Raw genomic sequence first — 13,947 nt, 5'->3', positions numbered from 1 at the left:
CTCGTCCGCTGGGTACGATCGCGGATTGTGACCATCCACCCGATCCGGATCGCCGGTGACCCGGTGCTGCACAACCCCACCCGCGAGGTGGAGAAGTTCGACGACGAGCTGCGCACCCTCACCGACGACATGTTCGAGACCATGTACGCCGCCGAAGGGGTGGGGCTGGCGGCCAACCAGATCGGCGTCGACCTGCGCGTCTTCGTCTACGACTGCCCCGACGACCAGGGTGTGCGGCACAAGGGCCTGGTGGTCAACCCGAGGCTGGAGACCTCCGAGATCCCGGAGACCATGCCCGATCCCGACGACGACTGGGAGGGCTGCCTGTCCGCGCCCGGCGAGTCGTACCCGACGGGGCGGGCGAGCTGGGCCAAGGTCACCGGCTTCGACCTGGACGGCAACCCGATCGAGGTCGAGGGCACCGGGTACTTCGCGCGCTGCCTGCAGCACGAGACCGACCATCTGGACGGCTACATCTACCTGGACCGCCTGGTCGGCCGCCACGCGCGCGACGCGAAGCGCATGCTCAAGCGCAACAAGTGGGGTGTGCCCGGCCTGTCCTGGCTGCCCGGCTCGGAGTGAGCTTTCGCCCTCGGTGAACGAGAGGGCTTTCCGCGTGCCCGCGAGCGCACACTGGTTACTGATGTAAGTGTGTAATCGCGGGGTGGTGGTCGCGTGGATGACTTCGATGCCCTCGACGCCTATTCACGCTCGGTGAGCACCGTGGCCGCCGAGGTGACGCCGCACGTGGCGAGTGTGCGGCTGTCCCGGGGCAGCGGTTCGGCGGTGGTGTTCGCCTACGACGGGCACCTGGTGACGAACGCGCACGTGGTCGGCGGCGGCACGCACGGCACGGCGACGTACTCGGACGGCACCGAGGCGCGGTTCACGGTGGTCGGCGCGGATCCGTTGTCGGACCTGGCCGTGCTGCGTGCGTCGGAGGCGCCGAGCGCGGCCCGGATGGGCGACGCGGACAAGCTGGTCGTCGGGCAGCTCGTGGTGGCGATCGGCAGCCCGCTCGGGCTCGCCGGTTCGGTGACCGCGGGTGTGGTCAGCGCGCTGGGCCGGTCGCTGCCGGTGCAGACCCGCAGCGCCGGGCGGGTGATCGAGAACGTGATCCAGACCGACGCTGCCCTGAACCCGGGCAACTCGGGCGGCGCGCTGGCGGATTCGGCAGGCCGGGTGGTGGGGGTCAACACCGCGGTCGCCGGGTTCGGACTCGGTCTCGCGGTGCCGATCAACGACACCACCCGGCGGATCATCGACACGCTGCTGGTGGAGGGCCGGGTGCGGCGGGCGTACCTCGGGGTGGTCGGGGTGCCGGCGCCGTTGCCGGACGAGGTCGCCGAGCACACCGGGCAGCACGCCGGGCTGCGGATCGTGGAGGTGGTGCGCGGCGGGCCGGCCGAACGGGCGGGGCTGCGGCCGGGCGACCTGGTGCTGACCGTGGGGCGGTCGCGGATCACGGACGCGCAGGACATCCAGCGGCAGCTGTTCGCCGAGGTGATCGGTACGCGGCTGGCCATCACGGTGCTGAGGAACGGTGCGATGGTCGACGTGTTCGCGACGCCGAGCGAGCTGGTGAGCTAGAAGGCCGCGGTGGCGAGCACGAGGTCGAACGGCGCGGGCAGGCGGATCTCCTCGCCGAAGGACACCTGCTCCGAGCGGCGGTAGTGCCCGTCGACGGGATCCGAGAACAGGGTGACCGACGGCTTCGGCTCGGCGTACCGGTCGATCAGGAGGTAGAGGGGCACCGGCGCCTAGGCGTAGGCCCAGAGCTTCTCGACGCGATCCGTGCGGGCGTTGCCCTGGGAGACGATCTCCACCACCAGTTCCGCGGCCTCCGCCGGAACGGGCACGTCGTCCGGACGGGACAGCAGTTCGTGGTGCGGAACCACGACCAGGCCGGGCACGTAGAGCCGGCTCGCGCTCCGAATGGAGACGCCGAGCTTCTGCAGGATGGCCCGATCCTCCGGGACCGACCGCACCAAGGTGCGATGGACCGACGCGGCGATCCTGCTGTGCCCGTTGTCGACGGGCGGCGTCAGTGTCACCCCTGCCGGGGTGATCTCCGCCCGCCAGCCCTCGGGCACGTCGAGGTTCTGCCACTCGCGAAGCCGAGTTTCCCAGTTGCCCATCCGCCGCAGCCTAGAAGGGCGTTTCCCGTGGTCAACCGCGGTCCGGCACGTCTGCCCGCGGCCCTCAGGCGAGCTTCAGCAGCAGCTCGCTCAGCTCCACCGGCATCGTGATCATGCAGTCGTGGCCCGTGGGCAGTTCCCAGACCTCCGCGGGCGTTCCGTTGGGCTGCACGGCGGGCACGGGGCGGCGCGAGAAGCCCTCCGGTTTCACCGTGCAGTGGATGTGCGTCCGCGGGATCGCTCGCGTCGCCGGGTTGTCCAGCCGCACCGGTTGCTGCAGGCAGCGCACCGGCTGGTCGGACAGCATCGTGCGCAACCAGGCGACGTCGTCGGGATCGGTGACGCCGAACAGGCCGGCCGGCGGGGGCAGCTCGGGCATCGGCGGAACGCGCCAGCCGCTGTCGGAGGCCAGCGCCAGATCGATCAGCCCCTGGGTGACGGGCAGGACGTCCGCCGCGGATTCGCCGTCCTCCGGGACCATCGCGTCCAGGTACACCAGCCGCGCGACCCGGTCCGGCAGCTCGTTCGCCACCGACGAGATCACCAGCCCGGCGTAGCTGTGCCCGACGAGCACCACGTCGGTGAGGTCCTCCTCGCGGATCAGCCCGGTCACGTCCGCGACGTGCGTGTCGAGGCCGACCTCGGGGCCGGCCAGGTGCGCCGTGTCGCCGTAGCCGGTCAACGTCGGCGCGAGCACGCGGTGCCCGGCCGCCTCCAGCAACGGCCTCACCCGCGTCCAGCACTCCCCGGTGTGCCACGCGCCGTGCACCAGCAGGTAGGTCGTCATTGTTCGCTCCGATCAGAAACGGGACACTGTCCCGGTTAACATACGGGACAGTGTCCCGCTTAGCTAGCACCGGGTGGGAGAATGGGGCCGTGGACGACAGCGCACCCAAGCGGGCCGACGCGCGGCGCAACCAGAAAGCCCTGCTCGACGCGGCGGCCGCGGTCTTCGTCGCGTCCGGGGTGGAGGCGCCGATCCGCGACATCGCGGCCAAGGCGGGCGTCGGGACCGCCACGATCTACCGCCACTTCCCCACGCGGGCGGACCTGATCATCGCCGTCTACCGGCACCAGGTGGAGGCGCTCGCCGAGGCCGGTCCGGCGCTGCTCGCCGCGAGCGCGACCCCGTACGCAGCCCTCGCGGAGTGGCTCGACCGGTTCGTCGACTTCGTGATCACCAAGCAGGGCCTGCCCGCGGTGCTGCAGTCCGACGACCCCTGCTACGACCCCCTGCACTCCTACTTCCTGGAGCGGCTCGTCCCGGTCTGCACGGGACTACTCGAAGCCGCGGCGGCCGAGATCCGCGGCGGCCTCGACGCCTACGAGCTGATGCGCGGCATCGGCGGCCTGTGCGCGGGCGCGAACAGCAAGCACCCCTACGACGCACGCCGCCTGGTCGGCCTCCTCGTCGCCGGGCTGCGCCGGCCGGACTGAAGACCTCCGCCGCGGTGGAGAGCGGACACGGCCAGCCCGCCGAGCACGCCGACCGCGCCCAGCAACGGCAGCGCGCCCAGCGCGACGCCGGCCGACAACGCGCGCCCGCCCAGCCACGCGCCCGCGCTGATGCCCAGGTTGAAGATCGACGTGTAGACCGCGACCGCGAGTGTCGGCGCTCCGGCGGCGGCCACCACCACCCGCGTCTGCAGCCCGGGGACCAGCGCGAACGCCACCGCGCCCAGCGCGAACACGCCCACCACCGCCCCGGCTCGCACCGAAGCGATCACCGCGAAGAGGGCCAGCGCCGCCGCCAGCACCGCGATGAGCACCCGCAGCGAAGCCCACGGCCACCGGTCCGCGAGCCGCCCACCGGCCAGGTTCCCGCACAGCGCGCCCGCGCCGAACACCATGAGCAGCACGACCACCCCGCCGGGCGGGAAGATCCGGCCGAGGATCGGCGACAGGTAGGTGTAGGCCACGAAGAACCCGGTCTCCGCCACCAGCGTCACCGCCAGCAGCACCAGCACCGGCCGTGTCACGAGCGCCCGCAGCTCCGGCCCCAGCCGCGGCGGCTCCGCGGTCCGGGTGGCCGGCACCAGCAGCGCGACCGCCGCCATCGCGGCCAGCGCCACGACCGCCAGCAGCCAGAACGACGTCCGCCACCCGTACGCCTCGCCCACGAGGGTGCCCAGTGGCGCGCCGAGGACGGTCGCGAGGTTCAGTCCGGTCGACACGAAGGCGATAGCCCACCCGCGCTTCGACGGGTGGACCATCGACGCGGCCAGCACGAGCGCGATCGCGAAGAACGTGCTGTGCGTCAGCGCGGTGACCACCCGCGCGGCCAGCAGCACGCCGAACCCGGTCGCACTCGCCGCGAGCGCGTTGCCCGCCGCGAACACCGCGACCAGCCCGAGCAGCGCCGCCTTGCGCGGGACCCGCAGGGTCGCGGCCGTCACGAGCGGACCGCCGATGGTCACCGTCAGCGCGTACCCGGCCACGAGCAGGCCTGCCGAGGGCACCGGCACCCGCAGGTCGGCCGACAACGCGGGGAGCAGTCCGATCACGAGCGTCTCCGCCGTGACGACCACGAAGAGACAGGCGCCGAGCGCGATCAGCGCGGCCGTGGTTCGCATGATCGTCAACCTAGAGGCTGACATCGGTGTGAATCTCCAGCGCGGGTGAGCGGTCTCACCGTCGTGCTCTTGAGGTCTGCCGCGGGACGTGGCATGGTCGGACGGACAACCGAACACGCGGGAGCTCGCGCCTTGGCGGGCTGAGAGGGCGGCTGGTGTCCGTTGGGACCCGGCGCCGCCGACCGCTGAACCTGACCGGGTAATGCCGGCGTAGGGAGTATTTCTAGTGACGACGCTGGAAAACGGCAAGAACGTCGCGCCGACCGTGACCACCGGGCCGATCACTGGGTCCCGGAAGGTCTACCACCACACCGAAAACGGGCTGAAGGTCCCGGCCCGCCGCATCGAACTCAGCAACGGCGACCACTTCGACGTCTACGACACCTCCGGCCCGTACACCGACCCCGACGTCGCGATCGACGTCCACAGTGGACTTGCGCCGCTGCGTGCCGAGTGGATCGCGAACCGGGAGCACAACACGCAGCTGGGCTTCGCGAAGGCCGGCGTGATCACCCGCGAGATGGAGTTCATCGCCGCGCGCGAGCGGGTAACGCCCGAGTTCGTGCGCGACGAGGTGGCCGCGGGCCGCGCGGTCATCCCCGTCAACCGCAACCACCCGGAGAGCGAGCCCGCGATCATCGGGAAGAACTTCCTGGTGAAGGTCAACGCGAACATGGGCAACTCGGCCGTGTGGTCGTCGGTCGAGGAGGAGGTCGACAAGATGGTGTGGGCGACCCGCTGGGGCGCCGACACGATCATGGACCTGTCCACCGGCAAGCGCATCCACGAAACCCGCGAGTGGATCATGCGGAACTCGCCCGTCCCGGTCGGCACCGTGCCGATCTACCAGGCGCTGGAGAAGGTCGACGGCGATCCGGCGAAGCTGTCCTGGGAGGTCTACCGGGACACCGTGATCGAGCAGTGCGAGCAGGGCGTGGACTACATGACCGTGCACGCCGGCGTGCTGCTGCGCTACATCCCGCTGACCGCGAACCGGGTAACCGGCATCGTCTCCCGCGGCGGTTCGATCATGGCCGCGTGGTGCCTGGCGCACCACAAGGAGTCGTTCCTCTACACGCACTTCGAGGAACTCTGCGAGATCCTGCGCGCCTACGACGTGACGTTCTCGCTCGGCGACGGCCTGCGCCCCGGCTCGATCGCGGACGCCAACGACCGCGCCCAGTTCGCGGAGCTGGAGACGCTCGGCGAGCTCACCCACATCGCGCGTGCCCACGACGTCCAGGTGATGATCGAGGGCCCCGGCCACGTGCCGATGCACAAGATCAAGGAGAACGTGGAGCTGGAGGAACGGCTCTGCGGCGAGGCTCCGTTCTACACCCTCGGTCCACTCACGACGGACATCGCGCCGGCCTACGACCACATCACCTCGGCCATCGGCGCGGCGCAGATCGGCTGGTACGGCACGGCGATGCTGTGCTACGTCACGCCGAAGGAGCACCTCGGCCTGCCCAACCGGGACGACGTGAAGGCCGGCGTGATCGCGTACAAGATCGCCGCGCACGCCGCGGATCTCGCCAAGGGCCACCAGTACGCCCAGGACTGGGACGACGAGCTGTCCAAGGCGCGCTTCGAGTTCCGGTGGACCGACCAGTTCAACCTCTCGCTCGACCCGGACACCGCGCGCTCGTTCCACGACGAGACGCTGCCGGCCGAGCCCGCCAAGACGGCGCACTTCTGCTCGATGTGCGGGCCGAAGTTCTGCTCCATGCGGATCACGCAGGACGTCCGCAAGTACGCCGAGGAGCACGGGCTGTCCACTGTGGATGCGATCGAGGCCGGGATGCAGGAGAAGTCGGCCGAGTTCGCCGAGAACGGCAAGCAGGTCTACCTCCCGGTGGTCCAGCCGTAATGAGCGTCACCCCGAAGACCGCGCTGACCATCGCCGGGAGCGATTCCGGCGGTGGGGCGGGGATCCAGGCCGACCTGCGGACGTTCTTCGCCTGCGGGGTGCACGGGATGACCGCGATCACCGCGGTCACCGTGCAGAACTCCGTCGGCGTGCAGGGCTTCACCGAGATCCCGCCGGACGTGGTGTCGGCGCAGATCAAGGCCGTGGCCGGGGACATGGGCGTGGACGCGGCCAAGACCGGCATGCTGGCGACGGCGGAGATCATCACCGCCGTCGCCAAGACGCTCGACGAGGTCCACATCGGACGCAACGCGGACGTGCCGTTCGTGGTGGACCCGGTGGCGGCGTCGATGCACGGGGACGCCCTGCTGCGTGAGGAGGCGCTGGAAGCCATCCGCACGGAGCTGTTCCCGCGCGCGACGCTGGTGACCCCGAACCTGGACGAGGTCCGGCTGCTCACCGGCGTCGAGGTCACCGACAGGGCCAGCCAGCGCGACGCGGCGCGGGCGCTGCTTGCTCTGGGTCCGATGTGGGTGCTGGTCAAGGGCGGGCACCTCTACGACGACCCGGAGTGCGTCGACCTCCTGTCCGACGGCGTGCAGTTCATCGAGCTGTCCGCGCGGCGGATCGACACGCCGCACACGCACGGCGGCGGCGACACGCTGGCCTCGTCGATCACCGCGTTCCTCGCCAAGGGGCTCGGGGTGCCGGACGCGGTGGACGAGGGCAAGCGGTTCATCGAGCGGTGCGTCGCCGAGGCGTACCCGCTCGGCGAGGGCGTCGGGCCGGTGTCCCCGTTCTGGCGGCTCGCTTGATCGGCGGGTTTGCGACACTGGGGGCATGAGCCAGAACGCGAGTCCGCCTGCCGCCCTGACCATCGCCGGATCCGACTCCGGTGGTGCCGCGGGGTTGCAGGCGGACCTGCGCACGTTCCTGACCTGCGGGGTGCACGGCCTGGTCGCGGTCACGGCAGTGACCGTGCAGAACACGCTCGGCGTGCACGACCGGTCCGACATCCCGGCGCGGATCGTGGCCGGGCAGATCGAGGCGGTCGCCGCGGACATGGGCATGCAGGCGGCGAAGACCGGGATGCTGGCCTCCGCCGAGATCATCGAGGCGGTCGCGGAGGCGTGCGACCGGGCGGAGATCGGGCGGGACTCGAAGGTGCCGTTCGTGGTCGACCCGGTGGCCGCGTCGATGCACGGGCACCCGCTGTTCGACGCGGCCGGGCTGGCCGCGCTGCGGGACCTGCTGCTGCCGCGGGCCGCGGTGATCACGCCCAACCTGGACGAGGTGCGCCTGCTGACCGGGATCGAGGTGACCGACCGCGCGGGCATGCACGACGCGGCGGTGGCGCTGAAGGAGCTCGGGCCGAAGTACGTGCTGGTGAAGAGCGGGCACCTGACCAGTGACCCGGAGTGCGTGGACCTGCTCTACGACGGCCGCACGTTCGTCGAACTGCCCGGGCCGCGGTTCTCCACGCCGCACACGCACGGCGCGGGGGACGCGATGGCGTCGGCGCTGACGGCGGGCCTCGCGCGGGGCATGCCGGTGCCGGAGGCCGCGCGGTTCGGGAAGTGGTTCGTCAGCAACGCGGTCGCGAACTCCTACCCGATGGGCGCGAAGGTCGGCCCGGTGTCCGCCTTCTGGCGGCTGGCGCCGGAGGATCGCTGACTCGCGGGCCACGCCACGGGCCGCCGGGCACGGTCAGGCCCGCGGTTCCGCGCTCCGGCGCGCGAGTTCCGCACTCCCAGGCGCGAGTACGCACTCCGAGGCGGGAATTCAACCCGCCCGGGGCATGAGCGGCGCCTCCTCGCCAAATCCCGGGCGTGGTCAGCTCTCGTCGCCGGCCAGCAGTGCTTCCAGCGCCGGCAGCGCCTGCCCCAGCGCGGCCTGGTGCTCCGGCGACAGGCGGTCGATCCGCTTCTGCAGTTCGTGCACGCGCGTGGACCGCAGGTCGAGCAGCATCCGCTCGCCCTGCTGTGTGGCCGTCGCCAGCCAGGCGCGCCGGTCGATGGGATCGGGCTCGCGGCTCGCCCAGCCCGCGTCGACCAGCGAGGCGACAATCCGCGACATCGTCGCGGCCGCCACGCCCTCCTTCGCCGCCAGGTCGCCGAGCCGCATCGGCCCGAAGGCGACCAGCGTCGACAGCGCGGAAATTGAGCCGTGGCCGGGCCCTGGTGTGCCTGCCTGCCGCAGGGACCGGGACAGCCGGCCGACGGCGAGGAACAACCGCCCAGCGACATCCTCGGTTGACTCAACCACTCTCGAGCTCCTTCGCCTCGCCGACCGCTCGGGTGCGGTAAACCATACGTGCTCGCCGCGGCAAACCGAGGTGAAGCCGGGTTTTTCAGCGCGGCGGGCTGGACGCGTGCGCCCAGAACCGCTGCGGGATCCGGCCCGCCTGCCGCGCCAGCCGCCCGGCGACCACCGCCGAGCGCATCGCGTACGCCATCCGTTCGGGGTCCTGTGCCCTGGTGACCGCCGTGGACAGCAGCACCGCGTCGCACCCCAGCTCCATCGCCAGCGCCGCGTCGGACGCCGTGCCGATTCCCGCGTCGAGGATGATCGGCACGCCCGCGCGGGCCACGATCAGCTCGATGTTGTGCGGGTTGCGGATGCCCAGCCCGGTGCCGATCGGCGCGCCCAGCGGCATCACCGCGGCACAGCCGGCCTCCTCCAGCCGCAGCGCGAGCACCGGGTCGTCGTTGGTGTAGGCGAACACGGTGAAGCCGTCGGCGACGAGCTGCTCGGCCGCGTCGAGTGTTTCCACCGGGTCGGGCAGCAGCGTCCGGTCGTCGGCGTGCACCTCGAGCTTGATCAGGTCGGTCTCCAGCGCCTCGCGGGCCAGACGCGCGGTCAGCACGGCCTCCGCGGCGCTGCGGCAGCCCGCGGTGTTCGGCAGGAGCCGGATGCCGAGGCGGCGCAGCAGGTCCAGCACGCCGGAGCCGCCCTCGGCGTCCGCGCGGCGCAGCGCGACCGTCGTCAGCTCGGTGCCGGACGCGACGAGCGCCCGTTCCAGCACCGACAGGTTCGCCGCGCCGCCCGTTCCGATGATCAGCCGTGAGCCGAGCTTGTGCTCGCCGATCACGAGCTGGTCGCCGTCGAACATGACCTCACCCACCTTGCACCGCCGTCAGGATCTCCAGCCGCGCGCCCGCGGGGACGGCCCTGGCCGCCCACTCGCCGCGCCGCACGACCTCGCCGTTCATGGCGACCGCGACGCCGCGTTCCGGCGCGTCGACCGCCTTGAGCACGTCGGTCACCGTCGCGTCGTCGGGGACCTCCCGCCACTGCCCGTTGACCTGCACTTCCATCAGACCCCTCCTGTTCCGAGCCGGGCCGGGTCCGCCGCGAGCGCCTCCTCGGGCGGTTTCTCCCCGGCCAGCCAAGCCACGACGGCGTCGGCGGTGACCGGCGCCATGAGCAGACCGTTGCGGTGGTGGCCGGTGGCGGCGAGGACGCCGTCGCCGAGGTCACCGATGAACGGGAGCGTGTCGGTGCTGGCCGCGCGCAGCCCGGCGGCGGTCTCGACCAGCTCGTACTCGTCGATGCTGGGGAAGATCCGCTCGGCGCCTTCGAGCAGCTCGCGCACGCCGCGGGCGCTGACGGTGTCGTCGAAACCGGCCTCGTACTGGGTCGCGCCGAGGACCAGCTCGCCGCCTTCTCGTGGCACGAGGTACACCGGTCGCCCCTCGACGACGGCGCGCACCGTGCGCGTGGGCGGCGGCAGGCTCGTGCGCCGCGCGCGCAGGCGGAGGATCTCGCCCTTGAGCGGGCGGACACCTCGCGCGAGCACCGGGTGCAGCCGGGCGCTGTGCGCCCCGGCGGCGATGACCAAGACGTCGCACCGGACCTCGCAGTGGGCTGTGCGGACGTGGCCGGGTTCGACCGCCGTCGCCTCGTCGCCGGTGAACTCCGCGCCGTGCCGGAGCGCGGCGGCTTCGAGCGCGCGGAGCAGCTTGCGGTTGTCGACCGCCAGGTCGCCGGGCACGAGCAGGCCGCCGCGCACCGCGCCCAGCCCGGGTTCGAGCGAGCGCAGCCTGCGGCCGGTGACCTGTTCGACCTCGCGGCCGACCGACCGCAGGTAGCCGGCGACGATGTCCAGCTGGTCGGCGTCGGCCCGGTCCAGGGCCACGACGACCGTGCCGGCCCGGGACAGCCCGGGGTCGCCGCCGTCCGCGGCAAGCGCTTGCGCGAACGCCGGCCAGCGCCTCAGGGACTCCTCGCCGAGCGCGAGGGACTCCTCCTCGCCGGGCCAGGCCTCGGTGACGGGGGCCAGCATGCCGCCGGCGACCCAGGACGCGCCGCGGCCGGGCGCGGGGTCGACGACGGTGACGCGGTGCCCGGCCGCCGCGGCGCGCCAGGCCACGGACAGGCCGATGACCCCGCCGCCGACGACGGCCACGTGCTGGTTGCTCATGAGAATCACGCTCCCTGCGCCGGCATGATCCGGATCAGGTTCCACGGTCGGAGCGCTGGCAGCTCCCTCTCAGCCCGTGGCTCGGGCTCCCGTGCGGACACCCCTACCCTAACGTGCGAGATAGGGTTCAGGCCATGCCAGGGCTCAGTGGTGACGAGATCAGGAAACGCCTCGACGCGGCGCGGCTCTACCTGTGCACCGGGGACCGGCCGGACCTGGCCGAGTTCGCGGACGCCGCGCTGGCCGGTGGCGTGGACATCATCCAGCTGCGGGACAAGCGGGACGGGGCGCCGCTGGAGGCCCGTCAGGAGCTGGCCGCGCTGGAGATCCTGGCGGAGGCGTGCGCGCGGCACGGGGCGCTGCTGGCGGTGAACGACCGGGCGGACATCGCGGCGGCCGTCGACGCCGACGTGCTGCACCTGGGGCAGGACGACCTGCCGGTGCCGCTGGCGCGGCGGGTGATCGGCGACGAGCCGGTGATCGGCCGCTCGACGCACGACCGTCCACAGGCCGAGGCCGCGGCTGTGGAAGAAGGTGTGGACTACTTCTGCACCGGCCCCTGCTGGCCGACGCCGACGAAGCCCGGCCGCCCGGCGCCGGGCCTGGACCTGGTGCGCTCGACCGCGGCGCTTGGCACCGCGCGCCCGTGGTTCGCCATCGGAGGCATCGACGCGGACCGCCTGCCGGAGGTGCTGGCGGCGGGCGCGTCGCGGATCGTGGTGGTGCGGGCGATCACCGAGGCCGAGGACCCGGCTGCGGCTGCCCGGGCACTGCGGGCACGGCTGGACTGAGCCGGGCCTTCGTGGCCGCGCCGAGGCCGCCGTCCGGCATCAACGCGACCAGCTGCTCAAGGTGCTGGTGGCGGGCGCCACCGGGGGCGAGGATCCCGCCGCAGCCGCCCGCGCGGTGCGGGCCAGCTGGACTGACCCGGCCTTCGTGGCCGTGGTGGGCCGTAACGGCGAGTGGTGCGGTGGTCCGCGACAGTCAACCCAGCCCGGCAAATCGAGGCGGCCGGCTCTCCGGCTCGCAGACTGTCGAGCCGTTCGTGCAACATCGCCCGCGCCGTCGAGGCCGGCCCGCACCTGGCTGGCCTCAAAAAACAGGCCCTCCGCGAAAACTCGCGAAGGGCCTGTGGTCAGTTTCGGATCAAGGGCTGCTCGGCGCCGTCGTCGCTGTTTCGGATGCGGCGGACGGTGTCTCCTGGACGCTGGTGCTCGGCGTCGTCGTCACGGGGGACTCGGTCTGCTCGGCGCTGGACGACGTCGTCGGCGTGCTGCTCGTGCTCGCCGGCGCCCGCTCGTCCTCGCTCGTCGAGCTCTCGGTGACCGTCGTGACCTGCGTGGTCGTCGGCTCGGCGCCGCCGGAACCGCCGACCACCCGGCCCAGCGTCGTCCCGGTGCCGCCGGACACGGTGCTCCCGGTCGCCGCCTCGAAGCCGGTGATCGCCAGCATCCCGACCACGAACGCCGCCACGCTGGTCGCGACCGCGAGCGTCCACCGGCTCTTCCACCAGGGCTTCGCGGCGGCGGGCGGGGCGGCCTCCTCCTCGACCGGCTGGTCCACCGGCTTCGGGATGAACACCGTCTTCTCGCCGCCCCCGGATCCGCCCTGCCCGGCGACCGGCATCCGGCGCGTCGTGCCGGACAGCGGTGGCGTGATCGGGTGCACGACCCTCGTCGGCATCTCGGTCAGCTGCGTGGCCGGTCTTCGCTGCGCCGCCCCGTTCTGCTGGTGCCTGATCAGCGGGTGCGTCGACCGCGGCGCGACCGCTGGCGGCACGACCTTCGTCTGCTGCCGGGTCTCGGCGACCGCCAGCAGTTCGGCCGTCTTGCGCGCGGCCGCCCGCGTGCTGCGCAGCGACCGCAGGTAGATTTCGCCACCCACGGTCGTCACGATGCTCGCGACACCGGCGCCGATGACCGTGCCCGCCACCCCCAGCGTGGAGCCCAGGAAAGCAGCCGTCACCGCGGCCAGCGCCGACGCCACCACCTGCGCCGGAGACAGCCCGGACTTCTTCTCGGCGCTCTCTTCCTTCTCCTCGGTCATGATCGCGGTGTGTTCGCTCTCCCTCTCGTGTTAACCCCATCGTGTCCAACGTGTTTGTCGATTGAGATGCTCCCAGCGTTGCCGGATGGTGACGCAGGCCACTCTCACCGTCCACAGTGGACACGACGGGCTTAACAATCCCTTGACAACGCAAGGGATCTTGGGGAGTTACGGGCGCCGCAGCGTGGTCACGAACTTGTACCGGTCACCGCGGTAGATGGACCGCACGAATTCGACCGGTTTGCCGTCCGCGGCGAACGAATGCCGCGACAGCAGGAGCATCGGGGTGCCGACGTCGGCGCCCAGCAGGTCCGCCTCCTGCGGCCCGGCCAGCGCGGTCTCGATCGTCTCCTCCGCGCTGTCCATCTCCACGCCGTAGTGCTCCCGCAACACCGCGTACAGGGAACCGCCCGCCGACACGTGTTTGCGCAGGCCGCGGAACCGCCCGAGCGGCAGGTGCGTGGTCTCCAGCGCCATCGGCTCGCCGTCGGCCAGCCGGAGCCGGCGCATCCGGAGCACCTTCGCGCCGTTGCGAATGCCGAGCAGCTTCGCCAGCTCGGGCTCGGCCGTCAGCTCCTCGACCTCCAGCAGCTTCGACGACGGCTCGCGCCCCTTCGCCCGCATGTCCTCCGTGTAGGACGACAGCTGCAGCCGCTGCGCGAGCTTCGGCTCGGCAGCGAACGTGCCCTTGCCCTGCACCCGGTGCAGCCTGCCCTCGGCGGTCAGGTCCGCCAGAGCCTGCCGCACCGTGGTGCGGGAGACCGCGAACTCGGTGGCCAGCGAGCGTTCGGTGGGAATCGGCGAACCCGGCGGCATCGTCTCCAGCAGGTCGAGCAGATGCTGCTTCAACGCCCAGTACTTCGGTTCGCGCTGACCGCGCGTGGCTGACTCCAACAT

At 72.0% G+C, this 13,947-nt stretch carries 17 protein-coding genes and 2 riboswitches; of the genes, 7 read left to right on the top strand and 10 right to left on the bottom strand.

What is annotated here, in order from left to right:
* The first annotated feature begins 27 nt into the window (after window positions 1-27).
* Window positions 28-582, top strand: coding sequence for a peptide deformylase (locus ACCP09_RS26175; protein WP_027933789.1), 555 nt, complete (start codon window positions 28-30; stop codon window positions 580-582).
* A 93-nt stretch (window positions 583-675) separates the two neighbouring features.
* Window positions 676-1,590, top strand: coding sequence for a S1C family serine protease (locus tag ACCP09_RS26170; protein WP_433751134.1), 915 nt, complete (start codon window positions 676-678; stop codon window positions 1,588-1,590).
* On the opposite strand, the gene ACCP09_RS26165 is transcribed toward ACCP09_RS26170, so the two are convergent.
* The 3 genes from ACCP09_RS26165 to ACCP09_RS26155 form a co-directional block, all read right to left on the bottom strand.
* Window positions 1,587-1,754, bottom strand: coding sequence for a hypothetical protein (locus tag ACCP09_RS26165; RefSeq protein ID WP_433751131.1), 168 nt, complete (start codon window positions 1,752-1,754; stop codon window positions 1,587-1,589). The two genes, ACCP09_RS26170 and ACCP09_RS26165, sit on opposite strands and share 4 nt — an antisense overlap.
* Window positions 1,755-1,760: 6 nt before the next feature.
* Window positions 1,761-2,138 carry a Uma2 family endonuclease gene (locus ACCP09_RS26160; RefSeq protein ID WP_433751128.1) on the bottom strand — a complete coding sequence of 126 codons (378 nt, stop codon included), beginning with the start codon at window positions 2,136-2,138 and terminating at the stop codon, window positions 1,761-1,763.
* Between the two features lie 64 nt (window positions 2,139-2,202).
* Entirely contained in the window at window positions 2,203-2,925 is a 723-nt protein-coding gene (locus ACCP09_RS26155; RefSeq protein WP_433751125.1) for an alpha/beta fold hydrolase, read from the bottom strand.
* A gap of 89 nt (window positions 2,926-3,014) precedes the next feature.
* Here ACCP09_RS26155 and ACCP09_RS26150 point away from each other — a divergent pair, with 89 nt between their 5' ends.
* The gene (locus ACCP09_RS26150; protein ID WP_027933785.1) at window positions 3,015-3,575 is read left to right on the top strand and encodes a TetR/AcrR family transcriptional regulator; all 561 of its coding nucleotides are present in this window, start codon (window positions 3,015-3,017) and stop codon (window positions 3,573-3,575) included.
* Here ACCP09_RS26150 and ACCP09_RS26145 read toward each other — a convergent pair.
* The gene (locus tag ACCP09_RS26145) at window positions 3,518-4,711 is read right to left on the bottom strand and encodes an MFS transporter (protein WP_433751121.1); all 1,194 of its coding nucleotides are present in this window, start codon (window positions 4,709-4,711) and stop codon (window positions 3,518-3,520) included. The two genes, ACCP09_RS26150 and ACCP09_RS26145, sit on opposite strands and share 58 nt — an antisense overlap.
* A 107-nt stretch (window positions 4,712-4,818) precedes the next feature.
* Window positions 4,819-4,945: riboswitch (TPP riboswitch) on the top strand.
* On the opposite strand from ACCP09_RS26145, the gene thiC reads away from it, so the two are divergent.
* From thiC to thiD (ACCP09_RS26130), 3 genes are all read left to right on the top strand, one after another.
* Complete coding sequence (thiC, locus tag ACCP09_RS26140) at window positions 4,938-6,581, top strand: phosphomethylpyrimidine synthase ThiC (RefSeq protein WP_084022725.1); 1,644 nt, start codon at window positions 4,938-4,940, stop codon at window positions 6,579-6,581. It overlaps the preceding riboswitch by 8 nt.
* Complete coding sequence (gene thiD, locus ACCP09_RS26135; protein WP_027933782.1) at window positions 6,581-7,396, top strand: bifunctional hydroxymethylpyrimidine kinase/phosphomethylpyrimidine kinase; 816 nt, start codon at window positions 6,581-6,583, stop codon at window positions 7,394-7,396. Before thiC ends, thiD (ACCP09_RS26135) begins: the two co-directional genes overlap by 1 nt.
* Before the next feature lie 25 nt (window positions 7,397-7,421).
* Window positions 7,422-8,255, top strand: a complete 834-nt coding sequence (thiD, locus tag ACCP09_RS26130) for a bifunctional hydroxymethylpyrimidine kinase/phosphomethylpyrimidine kinase (protein ID WP_027933781.1) — start codon at window positions 7,422-7,424, stop codon at window positions 8,253-8,255.
* Between the two features lie 159 nt (window positions 8,256-8,414).
* Here the strand turns inward: thiD (ACCP09_RS26130) and ACCP09_RS26125 are convergent, their stop codons facing one another.
* The 4 genes from ACCP09_RS26125 to thiO all read right to left on the bottom strand — a co-directional run bounded on the left by ACCP09_RS26125 (window position 8,415) and on the right by thiO (window position 11,004).
* Window positions 8,415-8,846: a MarR family winged helix-turn-helix transcriptional regulator gene (locus ACCP09_RS26125; protein WP_027933780.1), complete on the bottom strand. Its 432-nt coding sequence runs from the start codon at window positions 8,844-8,846 to the stop codon at window positions 8,415-8,417.
* A gap of 85 nt (window positions 8,847-8,931) precedes the next feature.
* A complete protein-coding gene (locus ACCP09_RS26120) occupies window positions 8,932-9,693 on the bottom strand; it encodes a thiazole synthase (RefSeq protein WP_051123488.1) in 762 nt (253 codons plus the stop codon).
* A 4-nt stretch (window positions 9,694-9,697) separates the two neighbouring features.
* Entirely contained in the window at window positions 9,698-9,898 is a 201-nt protein-coding gene (thiS, locus tag ACCP09_RS26115; RefSeq protein WP_017985319.1) for a sulfur carrier protein ThiS, read from the bottom strand.
* Complete coding sequence (gene thiO / locus ACCP09_RS26110) at window positions 9,898-11,004, bottom strand: glycine oxidase ThiO (RefSeq protein ID WP_433751116.1); 1,107 nt, start codon at window positions 11,002-11,004, stop codon at window positions 9,898-9,900. Before thiO ends, thiS begins: the two co-directional genes overlap by 1 nt.
* Window positions 10,999-11,107, bottom strand: a riboswitch (TPP riboswitch). (Overlaps the previous gene by 6 nt.)
* A 31-nt stretch (window positions 11,108-11,138) precedes the next feature.
* On the opposite strand from thiO, the gene thiE reads away from it, so the two are divergent.
* Complete coding sequence (gene thiE / locus ACCP09_RS26105; protein WP_433751114.1) at window positions 11,139-11,795, top strand: thiamine phosphate synthase; 657 nt, start codon at window positions 11,139-11,141, stop codon at window positions 11,793-11,795.
* A 355-nt stretch (window positions 11,796-12,150) separates the two neighbouring features.
* Here the strand turns inward: thiE and ACCP09_RS26100 are convergent, their stop codons facing one another.
* Both ACCP09_RS26100 and ACCP09_RS26095 read right to left on the bottom strand, forming a co-directional pair.
* A complete protein-coding gene (locus ACCP09_RS26100) occupies window positions 12,151-13,050 on the bottom strand; it encodes a hypothetical protein (protein ID WP_378364476.1) in 900 nt (299 codons plus the stop codon).
* 168 nt (window positions 13,051-13,218) lie between these two features.
* Entirely contained in the window at window positions 13,219-13,947 is a 729-nt protein-coding gene (locus ACCP09_RS26095; RefSeq protein ID WP_017985323.1) for a GntR family transcriptional regulator, read from the bottom strand.

Origin of the sequence: Amycolatopsis sp. 3B14, assembly GCF_050958625.1 — a bacterium.
Classification (GTDB): Bacteria; Actinomycetota; Actinomycetes; order Mycobacteriales; family Pseudonocardiaceae; genus Amycolatopsis_E; species Amycolatopsis_E thermoflava.
This window is presented reverse-complemented; position numbering and strand designations above follow the sequence as displayed.

Excerpts from the sequence above, each read along its gene's own strand:
- ACCP09_RS26160 (WP_433751128.1), bottom strand. The coding sequence starts at position 2,138 with ATGGGCAACTGGGAAACTCGGCTTCGCGAGTGGCAGAACCTCGACGTG.
- ACCP09_RS26155 (WP_433751125.1), bottom strand. The coding sequence starts at position 2,925 with ATGACGACCTACCTGCTGGTGCACGGCGCGTGGCACACCGGGGAGTGC.
- ACCP09_RS26145 (WP_433751121.1), bottom strand. The coding sequence starts at position 4,711 with ATGCGAACCACGGCCGCGCTGATCGCGCTCGGCGCCTGTCTCTTCGTG.
- thiD (WP_027933782.1), top strand. The coding sequence starts at position 6,581 with ATGAGCGTCACCCCGAAGACCGCGCTGACCATCGCCGGGAGCGATTCC.
- thiD (WP_027933781.1), top strand. The coding sequence starts at position 7,422 with ATGAGCCAGAACGCGAGTCCGCCTGCCGCCCTGACCATCGCCGGATCC.
- ACCP09_RS26120 (WP_051123488.1), bottom strand. The coding sequence starts at position 9,693 with ATGTTCGACGGCGACCAGCTCGTGATCGGCGAGCACAAGCTCGGCTCA.
- thiS (WP_017985319.1), bottom strand. The coding sequence starts at position 9,898 with ATGGAAGTGCAGGTCAACGGGCAGTGGCGGGAGGTCCCCGACGACGCG.
- thiO (WP_433751116.1), bottom strand. The coding sequence starts at position 11,004 with ATGAGCAACCAGCACGTGGCCGTCGTCGGCGGCGGGGTCATCGGCCTG.
- thiE (WP_433751114.1), top strand. The coding sequence starts at position 11,139 with ATGCCAGGGCTCAGTGGTGACGAGATCAGGAAACGCCTCGACGCGGCG.
- ACCP09_RS26100 (WP_378364476.1), bottom strand. The coding sequence starts at position 13,050 with ATGACCGAGGAGAAGGAAGAGAGCGCCGAGAAGAAGTCCGGGCTGTCT.
- ACCP09_RS26095 (WP_017985323.1), bottom strand. The coding sequence starts at position 13,947 with ATGTTGGAGTCAGCCACGCGCGGTCAGCGCGAACCGAAGTACTGGGCG.